Source organism: Aquimarina acroporae, from assembly GCF_023195925.1.
Classification (GTDB): Bacteria; Bacteroidota; Bacteroidia; order Flavobacteriales; family Flavobacteriaceae; genus Aquimarina; species Aquimarina acroporae.
In genome coordinates, this window is sequence record NZ_JALPRE010000018.1 from 44,933 (window position 1) to 69,685 (window position 24,753).

Annotated in this window: 25 protein-coding genes; 10 read left to right on the top strand and 15 right to left on the bottom strand. The window is 33.4% G+C overall.

Going from position 1 to position 24,753, the window contains the following annotated elements:
* Positions 1-76: 76 nt before the first annotated feature.
* The 7 genes from recN to M0D21_RS20695 all read left to right on the top strand — a co-directional run bounded on the left by recN (position 77) and on the right by M0D21_RS20695 (position 7,672).
* Positions 77-1,732 carry a DNA repair protein RecN gene (gene recN / locus M0D21_RS20665; protein ID WP_248333049.1) on the top strand — a complete coding sequence of 552 codons (1,656 nt, stop codon included), beginning with the start codon at positions 77-79 and terminating at the stop codon, positions 1,730-1,732.
* Between the two features lie 108 nt (positions 1,733-1,840).
* Positions 1,841-2,659 (top strand): enoyl-ACP reductase FabI, encoded by an 819-nt coding sequence (locus M0D21_RS20670; RefSeq protein WP_248333051.1) that lies wholly within the window; start codon positions 1,841-1,843, stop codon positions 2,657-2,659.
* Between the two features lie 83 nt (positions 2,660-2,742).
* Positions 2,743-3,747, top strand: coding sequence for a glycosyltransferase (locus M0D21_RS20675; RefSeq protein WP_248333053.1), 1,005 nt, complete (start codon positions 2,743-2,745; stop codon positions 3,745-3,747).
* A 5-nt stretch (positions 3,748-3,752) separates the two neighbouring features.
* The gene (locus tag M0D21_RS20680; RefSeq protein ID WP_248333055.1) at positions 3,753-4,712 is read left to right on the top strand and encodes a CdaR family protein; all 960 of its coding nucleotides are present in this window, start codon (positions 3,753-3,755) and stop codon (positions 4,710-4,712) included.
* An 11-nt stretch (positions 4,713-4,723) separates the two neighbouring features.
* The gene (coaE, locus tag M0D21_RS20685; RefSeq protein WP_248333057.1) at positions 4,724-5,335 is read left to right on the top strand and encodes a dephospho-CoA kinase; all 612 of its coding nucleotides are present in this window, start codon (positions 4,724-4,726) and stop codon (positions 5,333-5,335) included.
* 51 nt (positions 5,336-5,386) lie between these two features.
* Positions 5,387-6,955 carry a sensor histidine kinase gene (locus M0D21_RS20690; protein ID WP_248333058.1) on the top strand — a complete coding sequence of 523 codons (1,569 nt, stop codon included), beginning with the start codon at positions 5,387-5,389 and terminating at the stop codon, positions 6,953-6,955.
* Between the two features lie 3 nt (positions 6,956-6,958).
* Positions 6,959-7,672, top strand: a complete 714-nt coding sequence (locus M0D21_RS20695; protein WP_248333060.1) for a response regulator transcription factor — start codon at positions 6,959-6,961, stop codon at positions 7,670-7,672.
* Between the two features lie 57 nt (positions 7,673-7,729).
* Here M0D21_RS20695 and miaA read toward each other — a convergent pair whose 3' ends face one another.
* The 8 genes from miaA to M0D21_RS20735 form a co-directional block, all read right to left on the bottom strand.
* On the bottom strand, positions 7,730-8,635 hold the full coding sequence (miaA, locus tag M0D21_RS20700) for a tRNA (adenosine(37)-N6)-dimethylallyltransferase MiaA (RefSeq protein WP_248333184.1): 906 nt from the start codon (positions 8,633-8,635) through the stop codon (positions 7,730-7,732).
* Positions 8,628-9,458 carry an ion transporter gene (locus M0D21_RS20705; RefSeq protein ID WP_248333062.1) on the bottom strand — a complete coding sequence of 277 codons (831 nt, stop codon included), beginning with the start codon at positions 9,456-9,458 and terminating at the stop codon, positions 8,628-8,630. The genes miaA and M0D21_RS20705 overlap by 8 nt, the downstream gene beginning before the upstream one ends.
* A 38-nt stretch (positions 9,459-9,496) precedes the next feature.
* Positions 9,497-10,867 (bottom strand): exonuclease domain-containing protein, encoded by a 1,371-nt coding sequence (locus M0D21_RS20710; RefSeq protein ID WP_248333063.1) that lies wholly within the window; start codon positions 10,865-10,867, stop codon positions 9,497-9,499.
* Between the two features lie 46 nt (positions 10,868-10,913).
* Positions 10,914-11,576: a YggS family pyridoxal phosphate-dependent enzyme gene (locus M0D21_RS20715; protein WP_248333066.1), complete on the bottom strand. Its 663-nt coding sequence runs from the start codon at positions 11,574-11,576 to the stop codon at positions 10,914-10,916.
* A 93-nt stretch (positions 11,577-11,669) separates the two neighbouring features.
* The gene (locus tag M0D21_RS20720; RefSeq protein WP_248333068.1) at positions 11,670-12,908 is read right to left on the bottom strand and encodes a DUF1015 domain-containing protein; all 1,239 of its coding nucleotides are present in this window, start codon (positions 12,906-12,908) and stop codon (positions 11,670-11,672) included.
* 11 nt (positions 12,909-12,919) lie between these two features.
* Positions 12,920-14,047 carry a TlpA disulfide reductase family protein gene (locus M0D21_RS20725; protein ID WP_248333070.1) on the bottom strand — a complete coding sequence of 376 codons (1,128 nt, stop codon included), beginning with the start codon at positions 14,045-14,047 and terminating at the stop codon, positions 12,920-12,922.
* Positions 14,048-14,137: 90 nt separating this feature from the next.
* Positions 14,138-15,025, bottom strand: a complete 888-nt coding sequence (locus tag M0D21_RS20730) for a 3-hydroxybutyryl-CoA dehydrogenase (RefSeq protein ID WP_248333072.1) — start codon at positions 15,023-15,025, stop codon at positions 14,138-14,140.
* A gap of 37 nt (positions 15,026-15,062) precedes the next feature.
* Positions 15,063-16,028 carry a Gfo/Idh/MocA family protein gene (locus tag M0D21_RS20735; RefSeq protein WP_248333074.1) on the bottom strand — a complete coding sequence of 322 codons (966 nt, stop codon included), beginning with the start codon at positions 16,026-16,028 and terminating at the stop codon, positions 15,063-15,065.
* A 225-nt stretch (positions 16,029-16,253) separates the two neighbouring features.
* On the opposite strand from M0D21_RS20735, the gene M0D21_RS20740 reads away from it, so the two are divergent.
* Positions 16,254-16,895, top strand: a complete 642-nt coding sequence (locus tag M0D21_RS20740; RefSeq protein WP_248333076.1) for a protein-L-isoaspartate(D-aspartate) O-methyltransferase — start codon at positions 16,254-16,256, stop codon at positions 16,893-16,895.
* Between the two features lie 12 nt (positions 16,896-16,907).
* Here M0D21_RS20740 and smpB read toward each other — a convergent pair whose 3' ends face one another.
* Entirely contained in the window at positions 16,908-17,366 is a 459-nt protein-coding gene (smpB, locus tag M0D21_RS20745; protein WP_248333078.1) for an SsrA-binding protein SmpB, read from the bottom strand.
* Between the two features lie 80 nt (positions 17,367-17,446).
* Positions 17,447-17,803 carry a DUF3887 domain-containing protein gene (locus tag M0D21_RS20750; RefSeq protein WP_248333080.1) on the bottom strand — a complete coding sequence of 119 codons (357 nt, stop codon included), beginning with the start codon at positions 17,801-17,803 and terminating at the stop codon, positions 17,447-17,449.
* Positions 17,804-18,029: 226 nt separating this feature from the next.
* Between M0D21_RS20750 and M0D21_RS20755 the strand changes: the two genes are divergently transcribed.
* Positions 18,030-18,782 (top strand): DUF6503 family protein, encoded by a 753-nt coding sequence (locus tag M0D21_RS20755; protein WP_248333082.1) that lies wholly within the window; start codon positions 18,030-18,032, stop codon positions 18,780-18,782.
* Here the strand turns inward: M0D21_RS20755 and M0D21_RS20760 are convergent.
* The 5 genes from M0D21_RS20760 to clpB all read right to left on the bottom strand — a co-directional run bounded on the left by M0D21_RS20760 (position 18,779) and on the right by clpB (position 24,159).
* Entirely contained in the window at positions 18,779-19,288 is a 510-nt protein-coding gene (locus M0D21_RS20760; RefSeq protein WP_248333084.1) for a SixA phosphatase family protein, read from the bottom strand. The genes M0D21_RS20755 and M0D21_RS20760 overlap by 4 nt on opposite strands.
* Before the next feature lie 193 nt (positions 19,289-19,481).
* Positions 19,482-19,964, bottom strand: coding sequence for an acyl-CoA thioesterase (locus M0D21_RS20765; protein WP_248333086.1), 483 nt, complete (start codon positions 19,962-19,964; stop codon positions 19,482-19,484).
* Between the two features lie 49 nt (positions 19,965-20,013).
* Entirely contained in the window at positions 20,014-20,610 is a 597-nt protein-coding gene (locus M0D21_RS20770) for a TetR/AcrR family transcriptional regulator (protein ID WP_248333087.1), read from the bottom strand.
* Positions 20,611-20,702: 92 nt separating this feature from the next.
* Complete coding sequence (locus tag M0D21_RS20775) at positions 20,703-21,344, bottom strand: hypothetical protein (RefSeq protein ID WP_248333089.1); 642 nt, start codon at positions 21,342-21,344, stop codon at positions 20,703-20,705.
* 214 nt (positions 21,345-21,558) lie between these two features.
* A complete protein-coding gene (gene clpB, locus M0D21_RS20780) occupies positions 21,559-24,159 on the bottom strand; it encodes an ATP-dependent chaperone ClpB (protein WP_248333090.1) in 2,601 nt (866 codons plus the stop codon).
* Between the two features lie 198 nt (positions 24,160-24,357).
* Between clpB and ytxJ the strand changes: the two genes are divergently transcribed.
* Positions 24,358-24,753: a bacillithiol system redox-active protein YtxJ gene (ytxJ, locus tag M0D21_RS20785; RefSeq protein ID WP_248333091.1), complete on the top strand. Its 396-nt coding sequence runs from the start codon at positions 24,358-24,360 to the stop codon at positions 24,751-24,753.

Sequence of the window (24,753 nt, forward strand, 5' to 3'; positions counted from 1 at the left end):
ATTAGAAACAAGCGAATACATTCTTTTGTAAACTATATTATCTTTACCACTTCGAACTTTAAAATTTTTCTACCTTTTGTTAAGAGGACTTTCTATAAAAAACTTTGCGTTAATAGAACAATTACAAGTTTCTTTTGATTCTGGTTTAACAACAATTACCGGAGAAACAGGAGCAGGTAAATCTTTATTACTAGGAGCACTAGGTTTGTTACTTGGTAAACGAGCAGATTTAAGTAGTGTAAAAGATAGTTCTCAAAAATGTATTATAGAAGGAGAGTTTCTTATACAGCAATATAAACTACAGGAGCTTTTTGAAGAAGAAGTTTTAGATTATGAAGATGAAACTATAATAAGGCGTGAGATTTTACCATCAGGTAAATCACGTGCGTTTGTAAACGATACTCCAGTAACGTTGCAATCATTGGCGGCTCTTGGAGAAAAACTTATAGATATTCACAGTCAACACCAAACGTTAGAAGTAACTAGTAATGATTTTCAGTTTACAGTGCTTGATGCTTTGGCAGAAACTCATAGAGAAGTAGAGTCGTACAAGAGAGGACTTCGTATCCTTAAGCAAAAGGAAAAAGAGGTGCAGCAATTAATTGCTAACCAAGAAAACTTCACCAAAGAATATGATTATAATTCGTTTCTTTTAAAAGAGCTTGAGGATGCAAAACTAAAACCGGGAGAGCTTGAAGAGGTCGAAGAGCAATATGAAAAACTTAATAACATAGAGGAAATACAGGAACGATTGTCAAGTGCAATTGGTATGGTTTCTTCAGAAGATATTGGGATATCAGATCAATTAAACACGGTAAAAGCAAGCCTGTCTAAAATTGAATTGTATTCTGGATCGTTGAAAGAGCTTTCGGGTCGTGTAGCAAGTATAGCAATAGAATTAGAAGATGTGCATACGGCATTGGTCGATGAACTAGAAAAATTGGAAGCTGATCCACAAAAATTGGAAGAGACCAATCAAAGACTTCAATTATTACATAATCTTCAGGTAAAGCATAGTGCATCAGGAATTGAGGAGTTGATAGAATTGAAAGAAGAGTTGCAACAAAAGGTTTCGAAGACAGAATCGCTTTCAGAAGATATTGAAAAACTTAAGACAGAAATTCAATCAACCAAAGATCGATTAGATGAGGTAGCTGTTAAAATTCATAAGAAAAGAGAAAAGGCACTACCTGCATTGATAGTGGAGTTAGAGGAAATTCTTAAAGCTTTGGGAATGCCTAATGCTACTTTTCAGGCTTCAGTAAAAATGCGAGAGCAATATTTCTCGAATGGAAAGGAAGTACTAGAATTTCTTTTTTCAGCAAATAAAGGAGGGAGTTTTGGAGAACTTAGGAAAGTAGCTTCGGGAGGAGAGCTATCTCGAATTATGTTGGCTATTAAAACTATTCTTTCTAGGTATACGCAATTGCCAACCATTATTTTTGATGAAATCGATACCGGGGTTTCTGGTGAAATAGCACATAAAATGGCAGATCTTATGTTGAATATGAGTTCCAATTTGCAGGTGTTTAGCATTACTCACTTACCTCAAATAGCTGCCAATGGCCAAAGTCAATACAAAGTTTTTAAAGAAGATATAAACGATACTACAGTTACACAGCTCAAGTTGTTGTCTAAGGAAGAACGAGTACGAGAAATTGCCGAAATGATAGGGGGTAAAGATATTTCAGATACTGCTTTGACTCATGCTAAGTCTCTGTTGCATTATTAAACTAAAGGTCAATTTAAGGATTGCCCTAAAATTTGTTTTCTTGTGTAGCTATTAATAGGGTTTTGTTATCTTTACCGCTCGTATAACCATACTTTAATTTACATCTAAATGTCACACAATTTATTAAAAGGTAAAAGAGGAATTATTTTTGGAGCACTTGACGATAGTTCAATTGCCTGGAAAACTGCCGAAAGAGTTTTTGAAGAAGGTGGGAGTTTTGTTCTTACCAATGCCCCTGTTGCTATGAGAATGGGAGCGATCAACGAGTTGGCAGAAAAAACCAATTCTCAGGTTATACCTGCAGATGCTACTTCGCTAGAAGACTTAGAAAATCTAGTAGAAAAATCAATGGAAATTTTGGGAGGCAAAATAGATTTTGTTTTACACTCTATAGGAATGTCTGTAAACGTAAGAAAAGGACGTCACTATACAGATTTAAATTATAGCTGGAGTGAAAAAGGATGGGATGTATCTGCACTTTCTTTTCATAAGACTATGCAAACTTTATACAAGAAGGATGCTATGAATGAGTGGGGTAGTATTGTTGCTCTTACTTACATGGCTGCGCAGCGTGTGTTTCCTGATTATAATGATATGGCAGATAATAAAGCATATTTAGAATCTATCGGGCGTAGTTTTGGGTATTTTTTCGGAAGAGATAAAAAAGTTCGTGTAAATACAATTTCTCAATCGCCTACACCTACTACTGCTGGTAAAGGAGTAAAAGGATTCGATGGTTTTATAGAATATGCAGATAAGATGTCTCCATTAGGAAATGCTACTGCAGATGAATGTGCCGACTATACGGTTACCTTATTCTCAGATCTTACTAAAAAAGTAACTTTACAAAACTTATATCATGATGGTGGCTTCTCAAATATGGGGGTAAGCCAAATGGTGATGGATAAGTTTGTAGAAGAAAAATAAAAAGTACTAAATAAAGTTATCTTTAAAAATCCCATTAATAGTTATAATGGGATTTTTATTTGATTAGTCTTTTCATAGATAAAATGCAGCTAAATTTCTCTTTTATAGTTCCGGTATATAATCGTCCTGTAGAAATAGACGAATTGTTACAAAGTATGATGGTGTTGAATTATAATAAACCATTTGAAATTGTAATTGTAGAAGACGGATCTTCAGATACTTCAGAAAGAGTTATAGAAAAGTATCAAAATAAGTTATCTATAAGCTATTACTATAAAAAGAATACAGGACCTGGAGATTCTCGTAATTACGGGATGAGTAAAGCAAAAGGTAACTATTTTATTATTCTTGATAGTGATGTGATTTTACCAGAGGATTACTTGTCCAAGGTTGATGAATTTTTGTCTAGAAACTTTGTGCATTGTTTTGGAGGGCCAGATGATGCTCATAAAAGTTTCTCAAATTTGCAAAAAGCTATTAGTTATAGTATGACTTCATACCTTACTACCGGAGGTATAAGAGGTAGAAAAAATACGATGGGAAAGTTTCAGCCCAGAAGTTTCAATATGGGCTTGTCTAAGGATGCTTTTAAATCTTCGCAAGGTTTTGGTCAAATACATCCTGGAGAAGATCCCGATCTTACCATAAGACTATGGAAATTAGGATATGATACAGCGTTAATTCCAGATGCAATAGTGTTTCATAAAAGAAGAATTTCCTGGAGAAAATTTCATATTCAGGTCCATAAGTTTGGTCTGGTACGTCCTATTTTAAATAAATGGCACCCCGAAACCGCAAAGCTAACATATTGGTTACCTTCAATGTTTTTATGCTATATATTGTTTGCTTTGGTCACTGTGTTTTGTGGATGGTGGTATTTTGCTGCTTTTTTAGGGGTGTATTTCGTTTTGATTTTTATTGGAGCGCTGTTTACCTATAGAAGTATATCTATTGCTTTGCAATCTATTTTGGCTGTTTTTATTCAATTTTACGGATATGGAAAAGGATTCTTTAAATCTTATTATTATATTCATCTATTGAAAAGAGATCCAGAAAAACAATTCCCAGCATTGTTTTTCTCAAAGTAATCGTTATGTCTAGTAGAAAAAGAAAACCCTTTTCTTTTAAAAGAACCAATGTAAAGACCTTTTTATTTTTCCTGGTTTTTACTTCCATTTTATGGCTGTTGATTCAATTTTCAAAAAACTATACTAAAGAAGTAGAAGTTGGTGTGCGCTATACCAATATTCCTGAAGGTAAAATATTTAATGAAGATAGTGATCAAACATTAAGAATGACATTAAATGGTAATGGATTCCGGCTTATAAATCATAATTGGAAAGAACCAGTACTAGAATTTAATGTAGAAGACGCCATTATAAATGAAGACGAGGAGTATCTTTTTTATGTAAATAAAGAATCATCCATCTTAAAAAGTAAATTAGATTTTCAAGGTAGGGTTTTAGCATTAAAAAAAGACACAATACGATTACGATTAGATATTAATCAAGAAAAGAAAATTCCTATCAAAATTAATCATAACATTCAATATGCTGTGGGTTATGGTAGCGATAAGGGGGTTGAAGTAACTCCAGATTCTGTATTAATAAGTGGAGCTTTAAAAGTTGTAGATACCATTGAAAGTATTTCAACAAAATTACTGGATCTAGAAGGACTTAATCTAAATTATGTTTCAGAACTCGAACTTGATATCGAACAGCTGCCGACCAATATAACAGTAAGTCCAGGCACAGTACAAGCTAGTGTTTTGGTAAGTAAATTTACCGAAGGCAGCCAAAAAATCCCTATTACTTTGAATAATGTTCCGGAAGGGGTTGAGATTAAAATATTTCCAAAAGAAATTTCTGTGGTCTACCGAGTAGGGTTAGATAAGTATAATGAAATCAGTGAGAGGGACTTTAGAGTAGTTGCAGATTATGCAAAAGCTTCAGAAGAGAGTGCTTTTCTGACTTTGGAACTTACAAATAAACCCACTGCTATTCATGATGTTCGTTTGCAAGAAAAGCAGATTCAATTTGTGGTACTTAAATAAAGGGTAATGTTATGATAGTTGTTGGTCTAACAGGAGGAATAGGAAGTGGAAAATCTACCGTGGCAAAAATGTTTAGTACACTCGGGATTCCTGTATATATTGCAGATGTTGAAGCAAAAAAATTGATGAACACCGATGAAATTCTAAAAAAACAAATTATAGATTTATTTGGAAGTAACGCCTATATCGACGGACAGCTTAATCGGAATTATATTGCAGGTATTGTTTTTAATAATGCAGAACAATTAGATAAATTAAACGCAATTGTTCATCCTGCAGTAGCACGTCATTTTATGGCCTGGAAAGAGAAGCAAAAAAGTAAATATGTGATAAAAGAAGCTGCAATTCTCTTTGAAAACGAAGGATATAAGCAGTGTGATTTCACAATCTTGGTTACAGCTCCCAAGGAAATAAGAATACTTAGAGTTCTCGATAGAGATAAAACCACCAGAGAAGAGGTCATTTCTAGGATGAATAACCAATGGGAGGATGATCAAAAAATTCCTTTGGCCGACTATATTGTACCTAATATAGATATTGAAAAAACTGAAAATCAAGTAAGTAGCATTCATAGAGAGTTGTCTTCTAAAGATCCGTGTAATCCTAATCCTTCATTTTGTTAACATTTGGTTAAACCGTAAAGTAGCTAAATGTTAAAGTCTTACTTTTGATCTATGAACAAAAGGTTATTCGTATTGCTGATAATCCTTATGAGTTTGTCACTGATCGGGATTATTTTCGTTCAGGGATATTGGATTAATAACACAGTAGAGAATAATGAAGAGCAGTTCTCTTATAATGCCAAACAAATTCTAATTTCAGTATCCAATGGGATTCAGTATCGAGAATTTGAAGAAATGTTTTTTCCTTTAAGGGAAATTCTGGATAGTATAGAAGAACCTGATAATAGAACAATAAGACAGCTCTTAAATATTAGTATCGACAATTCAACTAAATCATTTGGTTATGCCAATGATATTTTGGATGAAGATTCTAAGTTGTTCTCTTCGTTCATAAATTTTAATATAGATACGGTTAAGTTAAAAAATATTTTAAACCGTAATGTAGATAGCGCAATTGAAGAGGAAACAGGAGGAGGTTTAAAACTCGATTCTAAGTCTAAATTAGAAAGAAGAATAAAAGGGTTAACCGATCTTCAAAGAAAAGACTATGAAATTGTAATTGGTGAGATAGCTAGTTTTATCCCAATTCATAGAAGGGTAAAAAAGAAAGAAGTTGAGTATCTACTGAAAAAAGAACTCGAAGAAAGAGATATAAAAGTAGGTTTTGAATATGCTATTTATAGCAAATCATTAGCTACAAAAGTACGTTCTGAAGATTTTAGTTTAGATCACCCTGCTACATATGCAATACCATTATTTGTAGATGATCAAGGAGCTAGTGAATATCAATTGTTTGTGAATTTCACTGGTAAGAAACAGTATGTCTTATCGACTATTAAAGGTATGGCCATATTGTCTATAATATTCACTTTGATTATTGTGGTAGCGTATTCAAGTGCTTTATCACAATTGATGCAGCAGAGGCAGATATCGCAAATTAAAACCGATTTTATTAACAATATGACACATGAACTTAAAACACCTATTGCTACAATAAATTTAGCATTAGACGCTGTGAAAAACCCTAAAATTTCGGGTGATCAGGAAAAAGTTCAGCGTTATATGAGCATGATACGTGAAGAGAACAAACGTATGCACGCTCAAGTTGAAAATGTATTGAGAATTTCGCAATTAGAGAAAAACGAACTTAATATCAAAAAAGACAGGCAAGAACTGCATGATATTATAGAAGATGCTGTGACACATGTATCTTTAATTGTGGAAAATAGAGAAGGGTATATAAAAACACATTTAGGTGCGCTTAAAACAACTGTATTGGCAAATGATAGCCATTTAACCAATGTGGTGGTAAATGTTTTAGATAATGCGATAAAATATTCTGAGAAAGAACCTAAAATAGATATTTATACTGAAAACGTAAAAAATAGTATTGTCCTTAAGATTCGTGACCAAGGTATTGGTATGGGTAAAGTGGCACAGAAGAAGATTTTTGAGAAGTTTTTTAGAGAACACACAGGAGATCTTCATAATGTAAAAGGTCATGGTTTAGGGTTAACATACGTAAAAAGAATAATTGACGACCACCATGGTCAGATATGGGTGGAGAGCGAAAGGGGAAAAGGCTCCACATTTATAATTAAATTACCGTTAATATCATAAAATATGGAAACAGAAAACAAAAAGATTTTGCTTGTAGAAGATGATCCAAACTTCGGAACCGTGTTAAAGGATTATCTAGTAATGAATGATTATGATGTAGTGCATGCTAAAAATGGTATGGAAGGCTTCGAAAAATTTAAAAAGGATGACTATGATATGTGTATCCTTGATGTTATGATGCCTTATAAAGACGGATTTACCCTAGCCAAAGAGATTAGGGATAAAAACGAAGAAATACCAATTATCTTTTTGACCGCAAAAGCGATGAAAGAAGATGTATTAAAGGGATATAAAGTAGGAGCCGATGACTACTTAAATAAACCTTTTGATAGTGAAGTGCTATTAATGAAAATACAAGCTATAATGCAACGAAAAAGTACAGAATCAGTTGCAGATAGTAAACAGTTTGAGTTTAAAATAGGAGGTTTTCACTTAAACTCTAAACTCAGATTCTTAACTTTCAAAGAAGAAGACCCTATCAAATTATCTCCAAAAGAAAATGAGTTACTTCGTTTATTAGCTTTACATCTCAATGATTTAATGCCAAGAGAATTGGCGTTAACCAAAATATGGAGAGATGACAATTACTTTACTTCTAGAAGTATGGATGTTTACATTGCAAAATTAAGAAAGTATCTCAAAAAGGATGAAAATGTAGAAATCCTAAATATCCATGGAGAAGGATTTAGATTAGTAGTAAGAGGAGAAGAAGGATAGGACAGACTTTAACAATAACGGTAACCATACTAAATTAAAGACACTATGAGACTATAATCATAGTGTTTTTTTTTGTACATGATTGATAATGTTTGTAATATTTTCTAGGTAATCAAACCATTCAATTTCACTATCCTTTTTGAACCAGGTGAGTTGTCTTTTGGCAAATCTTCTGGTATTCTTTTTAATCTCTGAGATAGCGAAATCCTTTTCCCAGGCGTTGTTTAAATAATTAAATACTTCTTTGTATCCAACCGTATTTAGCGCGTTTAAATCCTTATTTGGATATAATGATTTTACCTCTTCAATAAGACCTTGTTGGATCATTATATCAACTCTTTGGTTAATTCGGTCATATATAGTTTGTCTATCTGCGGTAATACCAATTTTGATGCAATTAAAAGGTCTGTTCTTCTGTGTAGATGTGATAAATGAAGAGTAAGGTTTTCCACTGCCTATGCATATCTCTAATGCCCTCATTACTCTATGTGGGTTTTGAAGATCAACAATTTTGTAGTATGTAGGATCCAGGGTTTTTAGTTGTTCTTGTAAAAAGGAAATTCCTTTGTTTTCTAGTTCTTTTTGGAGCTTCATTCTTATCGAAGCATCTACCTCTGGGAAATAATCTAATCCTTTGATTACGGCATCTATATACAAACCTGATCCACCAATTAAAATTGCATATTGATTGGTTTTAAAAAGATCATTTAACTTTTCCAGAGCTTCTTTTTCAAAATCTCCAACATTATAAGCATCCTTAATACTTTTATGTTGTATGAAGTGATGGGGTGCTGCTTTAAGTTCATCTGGAGATGGCACTGCAGTTCCTACATACATCTCTTTATAGAATTGCCGACTATCTGCTGAAACTATTTCGCATTTGAAATGCTGTGCTAATTTTATACTTAAACTTGTTTTTCCAATAGCAGTTGGTCCAACAATTACAATAAGGTTGTTATTCATTGTATAGGCTTTCTCCACATCTGTGACAGAATTTGGCACCATCTTGGTGCTCTGTTTCATGGCAATTACTGCAGGATTGAGTATTTAGATGTACTTTTTTGGATTGTTGGGCATATTCTGCACTCACGATACCGGTTGGTACAGCAATGATGCCGTAACCCATAATCATAATAATAGCCGCGAGAAATTGCCCTAAAGGAGTAGTGGGGGCAATATCTCCATATCCTACGGTGGTTAATGTTACGATACACCAATAGACACTTATCGGGATGCTTCTAAAACCACTTTCTTCTCCTTCTACTAAATACATAACACTACCCATGATAATGCAAAGTACTAGAACAGCAAACAGAAAGACAGATATTTTTGCTCCACTATCACGGATGGCTTTGGCAAGACGATTAGATTCACCAATATATCTCGAAATCTTTAAGATTCTAAAGATTCTAAGTAGTCTTAATGCCCTTACAGCTAGCAGTGCGCTCGTTCCGGTAATAAAAAAAGATAAATACAGTGGTAAGGTAGATAATAGATCGATGATACCGTAAAAGCTAAATATATAACGAGAGGGTTGTTTTATAGAAATAATTCTAGCAATATACTCAAACGTAAAAAATACCGTAATAATCCATTCTGCATAGTATAAAAATTCATAGGTTTTGATAGGTAAACCTTTTACACTTTCTAGCATTACGAAAATAATACTTAAAACAATGAGAATGAGTAAGACTACATCAAATGCTTTTCCTAGAGGAGTATCTGCTTCATAGATAATCTCGTGCAACTTGTTTTTCCAGTTTTTATGTTCTGTTTTTGTGGTCAAACTTTATGGTTTTCAATAAATGTACTAAAACTTAAAAATTAAACTTTGGGAATTGGAATAATCTTTATTTTTTTATTCTGGCGAATATAACTTTGTATAATATGTTGGGCATCTCTATTATGTTGCATAGGAGTGATAATAGACCTTAGGATTTCAATATTATTAATTTGATAATTAAGATTGAAATATCCAAAACCCTTAAATTTTCCTTCTTCAATTAATATGACCCCCTGTTCGTCAATATCCCTTCCCTGATCTATAATCATCATATTTAGACTGATAAAGGAGTTTTGATCGATAAGTTTTTGCACCCTTTTATTATAATCTTCGGGTGTTTCAGATTGAATACAAGCGCCTTCACATTGTTTTATAGTATGATGAAAACAGTTCCCTTTTCCTTTATCAAGTCCTACAAGCTTTTGGCATAGATTGAATTCCTCTGTCCAACGGTGTAAAAAGCTTTTTGCTTGTTGCTTATTGGTAAAGGTAGTTATGCTCACTTTGTTAGTAGATGCTTTTTCTACTTTAAGATTAATGTATCCGTTTTTATCAGTAAAATGATAGAGTGCCTGATCAAATATACTTTTTCTTAAAGCTCTATTATATTTGGGTTTATTTTGTTTTATTTCTTCGCTTTCCTTTAGAAGGGCTAAGAGTTCACTACCAGTAACTTCAAAAGATACACTGGCAACTTCTTCTTGAATTTTACGTGACTTTCTATTATCATTGGTAAAATGCTGGTTCAATCTTTTTTTGATGTTTTTACTTTTTCCAATGTAGATGATGTCTCCGTTTTCACGATGCATGTAATATACTCCAGTTGCAGAAGGAGCTTGCTCTATAAGTCGTAGAAGTTTATCATCTATTTGCTTTTTGGGATCAACTCGCACGGTATCACTAATAATATTTTTCTCTGTGTCTTTTGTAAGCAAAAGTTTGAAGAGTTTAACGGTAGCTTGTGCATCTCCATTGGCACGATGTCGATCTGACAAAGGAATGCCTAGACCTCGTACCAGTTTTCCTAAACTATATGATTTTTGATCTGGGATTAATTTTTTAGAAAGCTCTACGGTGCATAAAGAGTGTCGTTCAAAATCAAAACCTAATCTTGAAAATTCCGTTCTTAGAATACGATAATCAAAATTGGCATTATGTGCTACAACTACACAGTTGGTAGTAATTTCTACAATTCGTTTGGCTACTTCATAAAACTTTGGAGCGTTTCGTAGCATATCATTATTTATTCCAGTAAGATTTGCTACAAAAGGTTGTATGGGACGCTCAGGATTCACCAGAGAAATAAATTGATCTACGACTTTCTGTCCGTCAAATTTATATATAGCAATTTCGGTAATCCCTTCCTCATTATATTTTCCACCAGTGGTTTCTATATCTAAAATTGCGTACATATTAAATTCAGTAGCTCTTTTTTGTATTAATCAAAATAGTTTTATGTTACACATAATTTCTTGCTCCAAATATAGAACTTCCAATCCTAACCATTGTACTTCCGCTAGAAATGGCAGTCTTATAATCACCACTCATGCCAATTGAAAGTGTTTGAAAATTAGTGTATTTAGGTTGCAATTTATCGAAAAGAGTCTTAATTACCTTAAATTCATTTTTAATTTGGTCAAGATCATCTGTAAATGTTGCCATTCCCATGAGTCCTTGAATACGAATATTGGATAACTCAGCGAACTCTTTGGATTCTAAAATTTGTTCAGCATCTGCGGTAGAAAGTCCAAATTTGCTATCTTCTTCAGCAATTTTTATCTGTAGCAAACAACCGATAACTCGATCATATTTTTTTGCTTGTTTATTAATCTCTTTTAATAATTTAAGGCTGTCTACCGCATGAATAAGATCTACAAAGGGAGCCATATATTTTACCTTGTTGGTTTGTACATGCCCAATCATATGCCAACTGATGTCTTTTGGCATTTTACTCCACTTCTCGGTCATTTCTTGAATTTTGTTTTCTCCAAAAACCCGTTGCCCAGCACTGTAGGCCTTCATTAATTCTTCTATTGGTTTAGTTTTGGAAACGGCTACCAGAGTAACCTCATTTGGGATTGATTCCCTTATGCTTTGAAGATTTTGTTCAATGTCATTCATAGTTTGCAAAGATATCTAAAATCCATAAAGTAATATTGCTTAATGTAAACTACTTAGAGCCTTAGATAGGATGAAAGAATAGTGTTAGATGTTCTAAAATTCGTAAATGGTAATACCGCTTCGTAATTTAGGTTCTATATAGGTACTCTTAGGGGGCATTTTTAAACCTGCGTCTGCGATTTTTTTCATTTGTATTACTGATGCCGGAAACAACCCAAAACCTACTTGGTATTCGTTATTGTCGATCTTACTTTTTACGGAAATAATGTCATTTTTACCATGTGAATATTCAATTCTGGTATCGGTTCGAAGATCAAGTATTCCTAAGATCGGTTTGAGTACGGTTTGATAAAGTATTTGAGCATCTAATTCCTCTAAAGCATTATCGAATTTATATATAGTTTTTCTAAGATACAGTGAGTAAAACTCACCATCTAGATACATGCTGAAATGATGAGGTTTTGAAGGCTTATAGACTTCGATACCTCTATTTTCAATTCTAAACCATTCGTCAAGCCGTATTAAAAACTCCTCTTTGGTTAAACTATTAAGATCTTTTACTAATCTATTAAACTCATATATTTTTAAATCAGACTCAGGAATAAGGTAACTCATAAAATGGTTGTAAGGCTCTTCTCCGGTATGTTGTGGATTATTTTCCTTAAGATCTTTTGCCAAAAGATATGAGGAAGCCGAGCGATGATGGCCATCTGCGATATAAATTGTCTTTACCTTAGAAAATGCTTTTTGTATTGTTTCAATAGATGTTTGATCGTCTATCTTCCATAAATAATGAGTGTCCCGATAGGTAGTGGTAAATTCATATTCTGATCTAAATGCTGTGGTTTGATCAATTATTTTTTCTATGGTATTATTATCAGGATAAGTTAGCAATACAGGTTCTGCATTAAAACCAACAGTCTTGAGATATTCTTTAAAGGTGTTTTCGCGATGCTGTAAAGTGTCTTCGTGAATTTTGATAACATTGTTTTCATAATCTTCTGCACTTGTAGCAGCTACGATACCGCAAAAAGATTCTTGTTCCCGATTTACAATTTTATACACATAATAGCATGGGGTATCGTCTTGTACAAAGATTTCATCTTCTTTAAATTCGAGATATCTGTTTCGTACTAATTTGTATCGTTCTTCACCAGAAATTTCTTTGTGATATTTATATCCAGGATTTACAATATGTAAAAAGGAGTATGGATTATAATCCATCCTTGAATCTCTTTCATTGGCAGTATAACTTTGATACGATCTGGAGGCCACCAAACTTACTTTATCCCGGGTGGGACGAACAGCTTTAAAAGGAAGTATTTTTGCCATACAATGCTTTACTAATTAAATAGTTCATTTAGTTTATGGTCTAGTTCTGGCCCTCTAAGATTTTCGGCTATGATTATTCCTTGTTGATCTATCAAAAAGTTATAAGGTATTACATTAACCGAATACACCAAGGCAGGATAAGAATTTACGACTTTAAGATCGCTTACTTGGGTCCAAGGCAATTTATCAGTTTCAATAGCTTTTGTCCATTTATCTTTTTTACCATCAAGTGATACACCTAAAATCTCAAAACCTTTATCTTTAAATTGATTATAAGTTTTGATTAGATTTGGATTTTCTTTTCTGCAGGGACCACACCATGAAGCCCAAAATTCAACTAAAATGTATTTTCCTTCTACTTCAGAAAGTTTTATTGATTTGCCGTTGGTGTCGGGTAATTCGAAATCTACATATTTACTACCAATTTTTGGTTTTTTGGGTATCGCGAGATACTCTTTAACAGATAAACCATAACTGGAGTTTTTCATATTGTCTGAAAGTCCTTCGTACAATTTTGATACTTCCTGTTTATCCCAAGTAGTACCCATCAAACTCAATGTTTGTGCACTTACATAGGAGTCTGGATAATCTTTAATAAAATTCTTTTCAATAGATCCTAGCTCATCCAATATTTCTTTACTTCTTAGACTTAGAGAGTCCAGATATTTTTCGGTGCCGCTATTTGTCTGAAGTGGTTTTATGACTTCCATATATTCTTTTTCCAACACTTTCTTTTTGTCGGCGAGTATTTCAAACTCCTCTTGAGATTTACCACCTGCAACTTTTGCTGTGTAGAGATTACTATTCTCTATAGAGACTGTTATGTTTTGATTTTCTAGCCACAAATAGGTAACCCCATTATTATAATCTTTGGTATGAATAAAAATAAATTGAGGTTCTTCTATTTTACCTTCAAATTCCAACTTCTCATTCATAACCATTAAAGAATCTTTACTTTTAGTGGTTCCATAAAATACCCAGGTGCTATCAGGAGTATTTTTCATGGTAACTTCTACCTTATATCCTGATGTGAGTGAGGAGGATTCGTTATTTTGTTGTTCTTTGTTCTCCTGTTTACAGGAAAAAATAGAAAATACGAATATGAAAATTAGAAGATGGGTAAATGCTTTAATAGTCATAGTTTGTTTTGTTAAATACTGCGAATAAAAAAGTTGGAGGTTTGTCTCCAACTTGTAAATATAAAATTTATGTATGTCGAAAGCTAATCTTTAAGCAAATTGCTTAGCAACCTTTTCTGCTTTTCTGGTTTCGGAATAGTCATAAAAACCTTCTCCACTTTTCACTCCTAATTTTCCAGCACGCACCATATTAACAAGTAATGGGCATGGAGCGTATTTTGGATTTTTAAAACCTTCATACATTACATGCAGAATAGAAAGACAAACATCTAACCCAATAAAATCTGCTAATTGCAAAGGTCCCATTGGATGTGCCATACCTAATTTCATTACCGTATCAATTTCTGTAACTCCAGCTACACCATTATACAAAGTTTCAATAGATTCATTGATCATTGGCATTAGTATTCTGTTGGCTACAAATCCAGGATAATCATTTACTTCTACAGGAACTTTACCTAATTCTTTAGAAATCTCCATAATGGTATTGGTAACTTCGTTAGAAGTGTTATACCCACGAATAATTTCTACAAGTTTCATGATTGGCACCGGATTCATAAAATGCATTCCGATTACCATTTCAGGTCTATCTGTTACTGCTGCGATTTGAGTAATAGAAATAGAGGAGGTGTTGGTAGCTAAAATTGTATCTTCTGGACAAGCATTGTTTAAATCTTTAAAAATCTTAAGTTTTAAATCCACATTTTCTGTGGCAGCTTCAACGACAAGACCAGCATATTCTACACCATCTTTTATGTTGGTGTAAGTAGATATATTGCCCAAAGTTGCTTCTTTGTCTGCTTCGGTAATTTTTTCTTTAGCAACCATTCTATCTAAATTTTTGGTAATCGTTGCCAAACCTTTATCTAGAGCTTGCTGAGAAATATCTATGAGTTGTACTTTAAAACCTTTTTGAGCAAAAGTATGAGCTATACCATTACCCATGGTACCTGCACCAATTACTGCTATGTTTTTCATGTATTGCGAATTTGAATGTATATTGTGAGTTTAGTTTTTAATGTTTAAAACAGGCTATGATTTTAAGAGCTACTTCTAATGCTTTTTTACCTTGTTCTAGAGATACAATTGGAGTGGTATCGTTCTTGATCGCTTGCGCAAAAGTATCTAATTCATCAAGAATAGCATTGTTTGAAGGAACATCAGGATTGTCAAAGTAAATTTGTTTCTTTATGCCTTCTGCATTTTGTAAAATCATGGCAAAATCATCTGGTTGTTCTGGGGCATCTTTCATTTTAACGACTTCGCATTTTTTCTCGAAGAAATCTACAGAGATATAGGCATCTTTTTGAAAGAACCTTGACTTTCGCATGTTTTTTAATGAAATACGGCTCGCTGTAAGATTGGCAACACACCCATTTTCAAATTCGATTCTGGCATTTGCTATATCTGGTGTTTCACTAATAACAGATACACCACTAGCACTAATGTGTTTTACTTCAGAATGTACGACACTAAGAATGGCATCGATATCATGAATCATTAAATCTAACACCACAGGCACATCTGTTCCTCTGGGATTAAATTCTGCCAATCGATGTGATTCGATAAACATCGGGTTGTCAATTTTTGATGATACCGCCGTATATGCAGGGTTGAAGCGTTCAACATGTCCTACTTGTCCCTTTACATTATTTGCGGTGGCAAGTTTAATTAGCTCTTCAGCCTCTTCTACAGTATTAGTAATGGGTTTTTCGATAAAAACATGTTTTCCTGCTTCTATTGCTTTTTTAGCAACATCAAAATGAGCAAACGTAGGAGTGACGATATCAACAACATCTACAGCCTCAATTAATTCTTCGATAGAATTAAAAAGTGTATACCCATATTCGTCTACTATGGATTTAGCTTGTTTCGCACTGGCATCATAAAAACCAACCAGCTCATAATTTTCAGATTGTTGAAGAAGACGTAAATGGATTTTACCAAGGTGTCCCGCACCGAGTACTCCGGCTTTGAGCATAATTCAATATTTTACACAAAAATAGTATTATTTATAAATTCTAAATCCTAATTATATCTAAAAAGCTAAAATTTAATAAGATTGGAGTAAATGATAAGTTCTTTTGAAATTTATAAAAATATCATAGTGAAGGTAATGTGTTTTTGTTGATATTTTTTTGTCATAAAAAATTTATTCAGATAAAATGTTTACGTAATTTTAGCCTGCTAAATAACCCATATTAGAGTGAAAGATACCCTTAGACACGCAGGACAAAGAAAACAATTGGTTGATGTTTTGATCCAAAAAGGAATCAAAGATAAAGCCGTTTTGTCTGCAATCAATAAAATTCCCAGGCATTTGTTTATGGATTCAAGCTTCGAAGATCATGCTTATCAGGATAAAGCTTTTCCTATAGCGGCAGATCAAACGATTTCTCAACCTTACACGGTAGCTTTTCAGTCTGAACTATTACAGGTTAAAAATGGGGATAAAGTTTTAGAAATAGGAACAGGTTCGGGATATCAAACAGCGGTTTTATGTGAATTGGGAACCAAAGTGTATAGTATTGAACGCCAGAAGGAGTTATTTAAAAAGACAAAGTTGTTTTTATCGAAATTGGGCTATAGACCTAAACATCTTTCGTTTGGTGATGGGTATAAAGGACTTGTAGAGCACGCCCCGTACAAAGCGATCATTGTAACAGCAGGAGCTCCTTATGTGCCAAAATCATTATTAAGTCAGTTAGAAATTGATGGTAGATTGGTAATCCCAGTAGGCGAAGATGTTCAAATCATGACATTATTTATTCGGAAAAGTGAGACCCAATTTGAAAAGCATGAGTTTGGAGAGTTTAGATTTGTACCCCTTTTAGAGAATAAGAACTAAAGAACGAGTATATTATCTAAAGTCCTTTTTGATTCTGTCTAGGGCTCTTTTATTGTCTCGATCTTTTATAGTCTCTCGCTTGTCATACATTTTTTTACCGCGAGCTAGAACGATATCTAATTTGGCAAGTCCACGATCGTTAATAAACAATCGCGTAGGTATAATGGTAAGCCCAGTGTTTTTTACCTCTTTTTCAAGTTTTCTGAGCTCTTTTTTATTCAGGAGTAACTTACGTTCACTTTTTGGATTGTGATTAAAATATGTCGCATGCGAATATTCTTCAATATGCATGTTGATAACGAAAAGTTCATTGTTGTTGAATTCACAAAAGCTTTCGGCGATATTTGCTTTTCCTTCTCGAATTGCCTTAATTTCTGTTCCTGCTAGTTTTATTCCAGCAGTGTATTTGTCAAGGAATTCATATTCGAATTTTGCTTTTCGATTTAATATGTTGATTTTGTTTGGATTCATTGTGATAATAAAAGGCTTACAAAAGTACAAAGCTTTCTGTAAAGAAAGCTTCGAATCAAACATGATTATTTAAAAAGTCATTAAGGTTCTTGAAACTGGATAGTTGCGATTTTTCCATCTGCACTTAGCTGAACTTCCATAAGCAAGCTAATTTTATCAAATTCTGCAGTATAGCTGTTAACTCCTTCTGCGGTTTCCACAAATATTAGATTTTTTAAATTGCCAAACTGTGTATAACATCCATTTACAAAACGAGTAATCCCTTCTTTTGTCATAGCTTCTTGCATTTCAGTAGTATACAAGTTGAAAACAGCATCAACATTTTGAGCATTAAAGTTTTCTTGAAATATTTCCAGTGTTTTATTGTAAGTAGCCTCATCTTGGCAAAATGTAGTATGTGCATAGAGGCAGATTAAAAGTAATAATATGTGTTTCATGTGGTTTGTTATTTTGGGATCTTTACACATGCAAAATAATTATCTTTTTTTAGAAATTGAAAAAATAGATTTAAAAAAGAATGCTGGGCAGTCACATTTGCAATTTTTGTAACAACAAGAAAATCTTATAATTACGTCGTAAAAATATAACCACATGTTAGTTTAACAAAAATGTTACAACTAATGCAGGTATAAAGTTTAATTTTAATCCCAAAAAGGAGAGGATATGAAAAGTTTTTTAGCCGCATGTGCATTTGTGATTGTTTATGCATTTTCTTTGACAGAGACTCAGTTTACTGCCCAAAACATTGTAGATAAGGCCATAGAAAATTCTGGTGGCGCTAGATATGACCAAGCAATTATTCATTTTACGTTTAGAGGAAAGCAATATAGAAGTAAAAGGGATGAAGGTGTTTATCGATTGGAAAGATTTGTTGAAGGACCGCGTGGTGTTGTCCATGATGTGGTTAGTAATTCAGGTTTACAAAGAACAATAGAAAATTGCCCAATTATAGTGGCCGATTCTTTAACAACTAGAATTAGTGATGGAGTGAATTCGGTACATTATTTTGCAGGATTGCCTTATGGGCTTAATGCTCCGGCTGTAAATAAAGAATTGGTAGGTGAATCTAAGATAAAAGGCACAAAATATTATAAGGTTAAAGTTACTTTTGATCAAGAGGGAGGCGGAACAGATTATGATGATGAATTTTTGTATTGGATTCATAAGGAAAACTTCACCATAGATTATTTGGCTTATAAATATGCAGTAAATGGGGGCGGAATTAGATTTCGAGAAGCTTACAACCCAAGGGTAGTAAACGGAATACGTTTTGTAGATTATAATAATTACAAAACAGACGATCTTAGTAAATCATTAACTGATCTTGATGTTTTATTTGAAAAGAAGCAACTTAAGTTGCTTTCTAAAATTGAGTTAGAGGATATATATGTATACGTAGAGAAAGAATGTTGCTAATTAATAGTAAGAAGAATATCTACTATGCCATCGTTTTCTATAGTAACGATAAACATTTTTCCATAAATCGATTCATCTATACCTTGGTATTTTTCTTCACCAAGAATTTTATTTACAAATGCTGGAGTGGTGTTGCTATGTCCAACTATTACTGAGGTTTTTCCTTTGGTAAGCTTTTGAAAATCTGAGTTGTATAAATTTCTAGGATCGTAAATAGTCAATTCAAGGTTTTTAGAATCAGCAATGGGTTTCGCTGTGTTTTTCGTTCGGGTATAATCTGTACTAAATACCATGTCAATCTTGGTGTCCTGAAGTACTTCGGCCCATTTTAATGCTCTTTGCATACCTTCTTTGGTTAACTCAGGATTTCTATCCTTAGGATTCGAAGTAACTTTTTCGGCATGGCGAATGAAAAAATAAGTGGTTTTAGCTCCAGAATCATTGTTTTGTGCAGTACTAACAAAAGAGATAAGGAAAATGGATAGTATAGTAACAACTCTCATCATAGGGTTTAAAATTAGTCTAACATGCCCATTTTCCAAATCACAACGATCATTGAAAGAATAGCGATAATAAAAAATCCTATATAAATATATGAGCTTCTCTTTTTATGAGAAGATCCTAAATCACCAGAAGACTTCATATGGCCAGGCATTAAGTGGTTGTATGTTTATATAAGACGGTAGAAAATAGATAGTGTTACACTTTCTGTGGTTTTAATTGTAAAATTCTTTCTTCAAAATTATTAGCTTCCACAGGTTTTACTACACTTTGAAATAATTTCATAAGCTCCTCATGATGGTTCCATCGTTTCTGTTTCAATAAATTGAAATGAATAAATGTACTCCACATCACTGCTTTTAATTCTTGTTTGTTATGATTCCACATTCTTATTTCAACGTGTAACTGATTTTCAGTATGTCTAATCAATTGTGAATCTATAACTACATCTTCCATTACAAGTGCAGGTTTTAAATAGGCAATTTGATTGGATCCTACAACCCAGCTGATGCCTTGTGTTTTTGCTAACTTAAAAATGTCAAGCTGATAATGTTTCTCGATCTGATCTTCTCTCGCATTAATCATGTAGTTGATGTATGATGCATTGTTAAGGTGGTTGAATGGATCACAATCTTGAAATCTGATTTTGGCTTTACTTTCTAATACTTTTGATAATTCCATGTCGATTTGTTTAGTAATATACCAATCGGTATATTTTTGGTTAAAAAAATTATTTTTTTAATTCTTTGTGAATCATTTGGTCTATTTGGTCCATAGTGTCTAACATATAGTCATTATCATCCATGGTATGTGTCATAAAAATAGCTCCAGTAATCATACAGTATAGTCTTTTAGAGTATTTCATGGCGTGAACATTTGTTTTAATTTCACCTGCTTCTTTTCCTAGTTCAATAAGCTTAGCGAGGTTATTTTGAATTTTGTTTATAGAGAACTTAGCAGATTCAAACAATATATCATTTTGATGTTTAGAATCTACCGACATATTAATTACTGGGCAACCTCCAATCTCTTGTGTGTAATTGTAATAATTTCTATAAAAATCGGTTACCAGAAATAATTGTTCTATAGGAGAAGCGCTTAAAGACTGATGATCTGCGATACGTCTAAGCATTTTCTTCTCAGTTGCTCTAAAGGCTGCTATCGCCAATTCTTCTTTGTTTTTAAAATTCCCATAAATAGCACCCTTGGTCAGCCCTGTTGCTTTGGTAATATCACTTAAGCTAGTCGCTGCATATCCATTTTTGTTGAAAATTGGAGCCACAGTTTCAATAATAAACTCTTTGGTTTGTTCTGCTTTAGTTAACATTATCAAATTAATTATAATTCAAATATATTAAAAAATATACCAATCGGTATTTTTTTTAGCAAAAAAATAACACAGCTCTATTTATGTACTATCTAAAAACCTGCTTTATTATAGATGATATCTTGAGGTTCTTTATTGGTGATGCTTCTTGGTAGATCACATGCGTTTTCAATGTTAATGTCTTGATACTTAAGTAAAATACTATACTTCTCTAACGCTTTATTAGCTTCCTCGCATCCTACATTTTTGTTACGAACGTATGCGGTTGTCTTTCTTTTGGGATTATCACTGCGGTTTTCAAAGTCTTTAAATTGACATTTAAGAATTTGTCTGTTTTTGAAGTAAAACCGCTCTTCTAGGGTTAGGGTAACATTTACCAACTGAAGTTTTCCGTTTTTCTTTCTTTTATAATCTTTGTACCAGATATCATGAGTGGCATATTGGAAAAACAATTCGTCATCCCAGATATAAAATTCATCCCTATATTTTACATGTCCTTTGGTGTAGGTATGTATGATATGTTTTAGTTCGGTACCATTGTAATAGAAAGTAAGGGCTCCCGTCTCTGATGTTTCCTCACAAGAATAATCAGTATGGTGTACCCTTAATGCATTTGAATCCACCAATTCTCTGATAAGAAGATATTTGTTCTTAATATCAGACAATGCCCCCTTTTTGCTTTGACCAAAGCCCAGACATGTGCATAGAAGAAGTAATACTATAGTTGGTTTCATTGAGGGTGCAATGTAAGTAAAACCTTCTTTTTTTTTAGATTTAGTTATTAACCATTGTAGGAATAAATTTGTTAATATCTACGGTAAAACCGTAATTATACAGAGGTTAAGGGAATAAGGTCAACGGTTTTTTGTGTATAAAAAACAAAAGCAATTAACCATTTTTTAAGATTAACTGCTTTGTTTTTAGCCTTTCTACGGTTTTTTTACTTGATTATGAGACCAAATTTTCCTGGTTTCTGAATACCATTTTATCATCAAATTCATCTAAAAGGATTGCACTTTCTGTAGAAACTTTGCCTGCCAGAATCTCTTTAGATAATTCGTTTAAAACCTCCTTTTGAATCGTTCTTTTTACAGGACGGGCACCAAATTCTGGTTGGAATCCTTTTTTAGATAAATAATTGATAGCTTCATCTGTAGCTTCCAAAGTTATGTTTTGTTGCTCCAGCATTGCAGAAACATTCTTTAATTGAAGCTTTACTATCTCTTTTATATTATCTTGAGTTAACGGTGAGAACATAATGATATCATCAATTCTATTCAAAAACTCGGGTCTTACTGCTTGTTTTAAAAGTCCAAGTACGTCTACTTTTGCAGCTTCCATAGCTGTGTCCATATCCTTAATGCTTTCAAATTTTTCTTGTATAATATGACTTCCCATATTACTGGTCATAATAATAATGGTATTTCTAAAATCTGCGGTTCTACCTTTATTATCAGTTAATCGTCCTTCATCCAAAACCTGAAGTAAAACATTAAAAGTATCGGGATGTGCTTTTTCAATTTCATCCAACAATACAACAGAATAAGGTTTTCTTCTTACAGCTTCGGTTAACTGTCCGCCTTCATCATACCCTACATATCCTGGAGGTGCTCCTACCAATCTACTTACTGCATGTCTTTCCTGGTATTCGCTCATGTCGATACGGGTCATGGCGCTTTCATCGTTGAATAGATAATCTGCGAGAGCTTTTGCAAGCTCAGTTTTTCCAATACCTGTGGTTCCTAAAAACAGGAAGGATCCTATAGGTTTTTTCTGATCTTGTAAACCAGCTCTGCTACGTCTCACTGCATCACTTACCGCTTGAATAGCTTCTTTTTGACCAACTACGCGTTTTTGCAATTCATTTTCCAGAACCAGCAGTTTTTCTCGTTCGCTTTGTAGCATTTTGGTAACGGGGATACCTGTCCATTTCGCAACCACTTCTGCGATATCATCATTGGTAACTTCTTCTTTAATCAACGAAGTGTGATCCTGCTGTGCTTCCAATTGTTTTTGAAGGTCTTCAAGCTTTTCCTGGGCCTCTTTAATTTTACCATATCGTATTTCGGCTACTTTACCATAATCACCGTTACGTTCTGCTTTTTCTGCCTCGAGTTTGAATTCTTCTATATCCTTTTTGGTGTTTTGAATGGCATCTACCACTTCTTTCTCACTTTGCCATTTGGTAAAGATTTCGTTACGTTCTTCTTTAATGTTAGCCAGATCAGCATTTAGTGCTTTTAATTTGGTTTCGTCATTTTCACGCTTTATAGCTTCAATTTCGATTTCCAACTGCATTACCTTTCGGTCTAACACATCAAGTTCTTCTGGTTTAGAATTGATTTCCATTCTTAACTTTGAAGCCGCTTCATCCATGAGATCTATAGCTTTGTCTGGTAAAAATCTATTAGTAATATAGCGTTGTGATAATTCTACAGCAGCAATAATAGCCTCATCTTTTATACGAACTTTGTGATGCGTTTCATATTTTTCTTTGATTCCTCTAAGTATAGAAATAGCACTTTCTGTATCAGGTTCGTCTACCGTTACCTTTTGAAAACGCCTCTCTAATGCTTTGTCTTTTTCAAAATATTTTTGATATTCATCTAGTGTAGTGGCTCCAATGGCTCTTAACTCGCCTCTAGCAAGTGCCGGTTTTAGAATATTAGCGGCATCCATTGCGCCTTGGCCACCTCCCGCACCGACAAGGGTATGAATTTCATCAATAAATAAAACGATATCACCGTCACTAGTCGTTACTTCTTTTACTACCGCTTTTAGACGTTCTTCAAATTCTCCTTTAAATTTAGCACCTGCAATAAGTGCTCCCATATCCAAGGAAAAAATACGTTTATCTTTCAAGTTTTCTGGAATATCACCAGCAATAATACGATGCGCTAAGCCTTCTGCAATTGCTGTTTTACCAACACCAGGTTCTCCTATAAGCATAGGATTGTTTTTGGTTCTTCTAGATAAAATTTGCAATATTCTTCGTATCTCTTCATCACGACCAATAACGGGATCTAACTTTCCGCTTTCGGCAAGTTCGTTGAGATTTTTGGCATATTTGTTTAATGCGTGATAAGTTTCCTCGGCATTTTGTGATGTTACTTTTTCTCCTTTACGAATTTCATGTATCGCTTCGTTCAAATGCTTTTCGGTAACGCCTTGATCTTTTAAAATTTGAGCAATTTTGCTTTTTGACTTAAAAATAGCGACGATTAAATGTTCGATCGAAACATATTCATCATCCATTTTTTTTGCAATAATACTAGCTTCATTAAGTGATTTACCAGCTTCTCGGGATAGCTGAAGTTCTCCTCCGGAAACTTTAGGAAAGCTTTCTAAAGTACTATCTAAAACTTGTTTTAGTAAAGGTAAGTTTACATTTAGTTTTTTTAACAGAAAAGGAAGTACATTTTCATCGACATTAAAAACTCCTTTAAAAATGTGTTCATTCTCGATTTGTTGATGTCCAAAGCCTTGCGCCAATTGCTGGGCCTGTTGTATGGCTTCTTGTGATTTTATGGTGAAATTATTAAAATTCATTTGTTCTTATTTTGAGTTCGTTTGATAAGAATCAAATAATATTCCTATTAAATAAATACGTCAAAATGTCCTTAAATCCCTTGGTTTAGCTGACTTTTTGACTGGTGTAATATTTTACATTCAGTAACGACCAAAAATAGGTGCTATTTAAATATAGGAATCATTTACTTAAGTTTGTAATAAATTAAAAGAAAAGCAATGGGATTATTAGGAAAGCTATTTAGCTCTGGAGATGAAAAAGAAAAACAGGAAAAAAAAGCATTGCCTTGGCAAGAACTTACTTCAATAGATCAACTTAACGAGATTGCAAAAAAGTCTGAAACTAAGACTCAGGCAATATTTAAGCATTCTACGCGATGTGGAATTAGTCGAATGGTGATCCGTAATTTTGAGAGTAGTTTCGATATTGAGGACAACCAAATTGATTTGTATTATTTGGATCTGTTGAGCTATAGAGATGTTTCATCAGAAATTGCAGCTAGATTTCAAGTATATCATGAATCTCCACAGTTTATAGTTATAAGAAACGGAGTAACGGTGCATCATGCTTCGCATAGTATGATTACACCACAAGTATTGCATCAATTTGTTTGA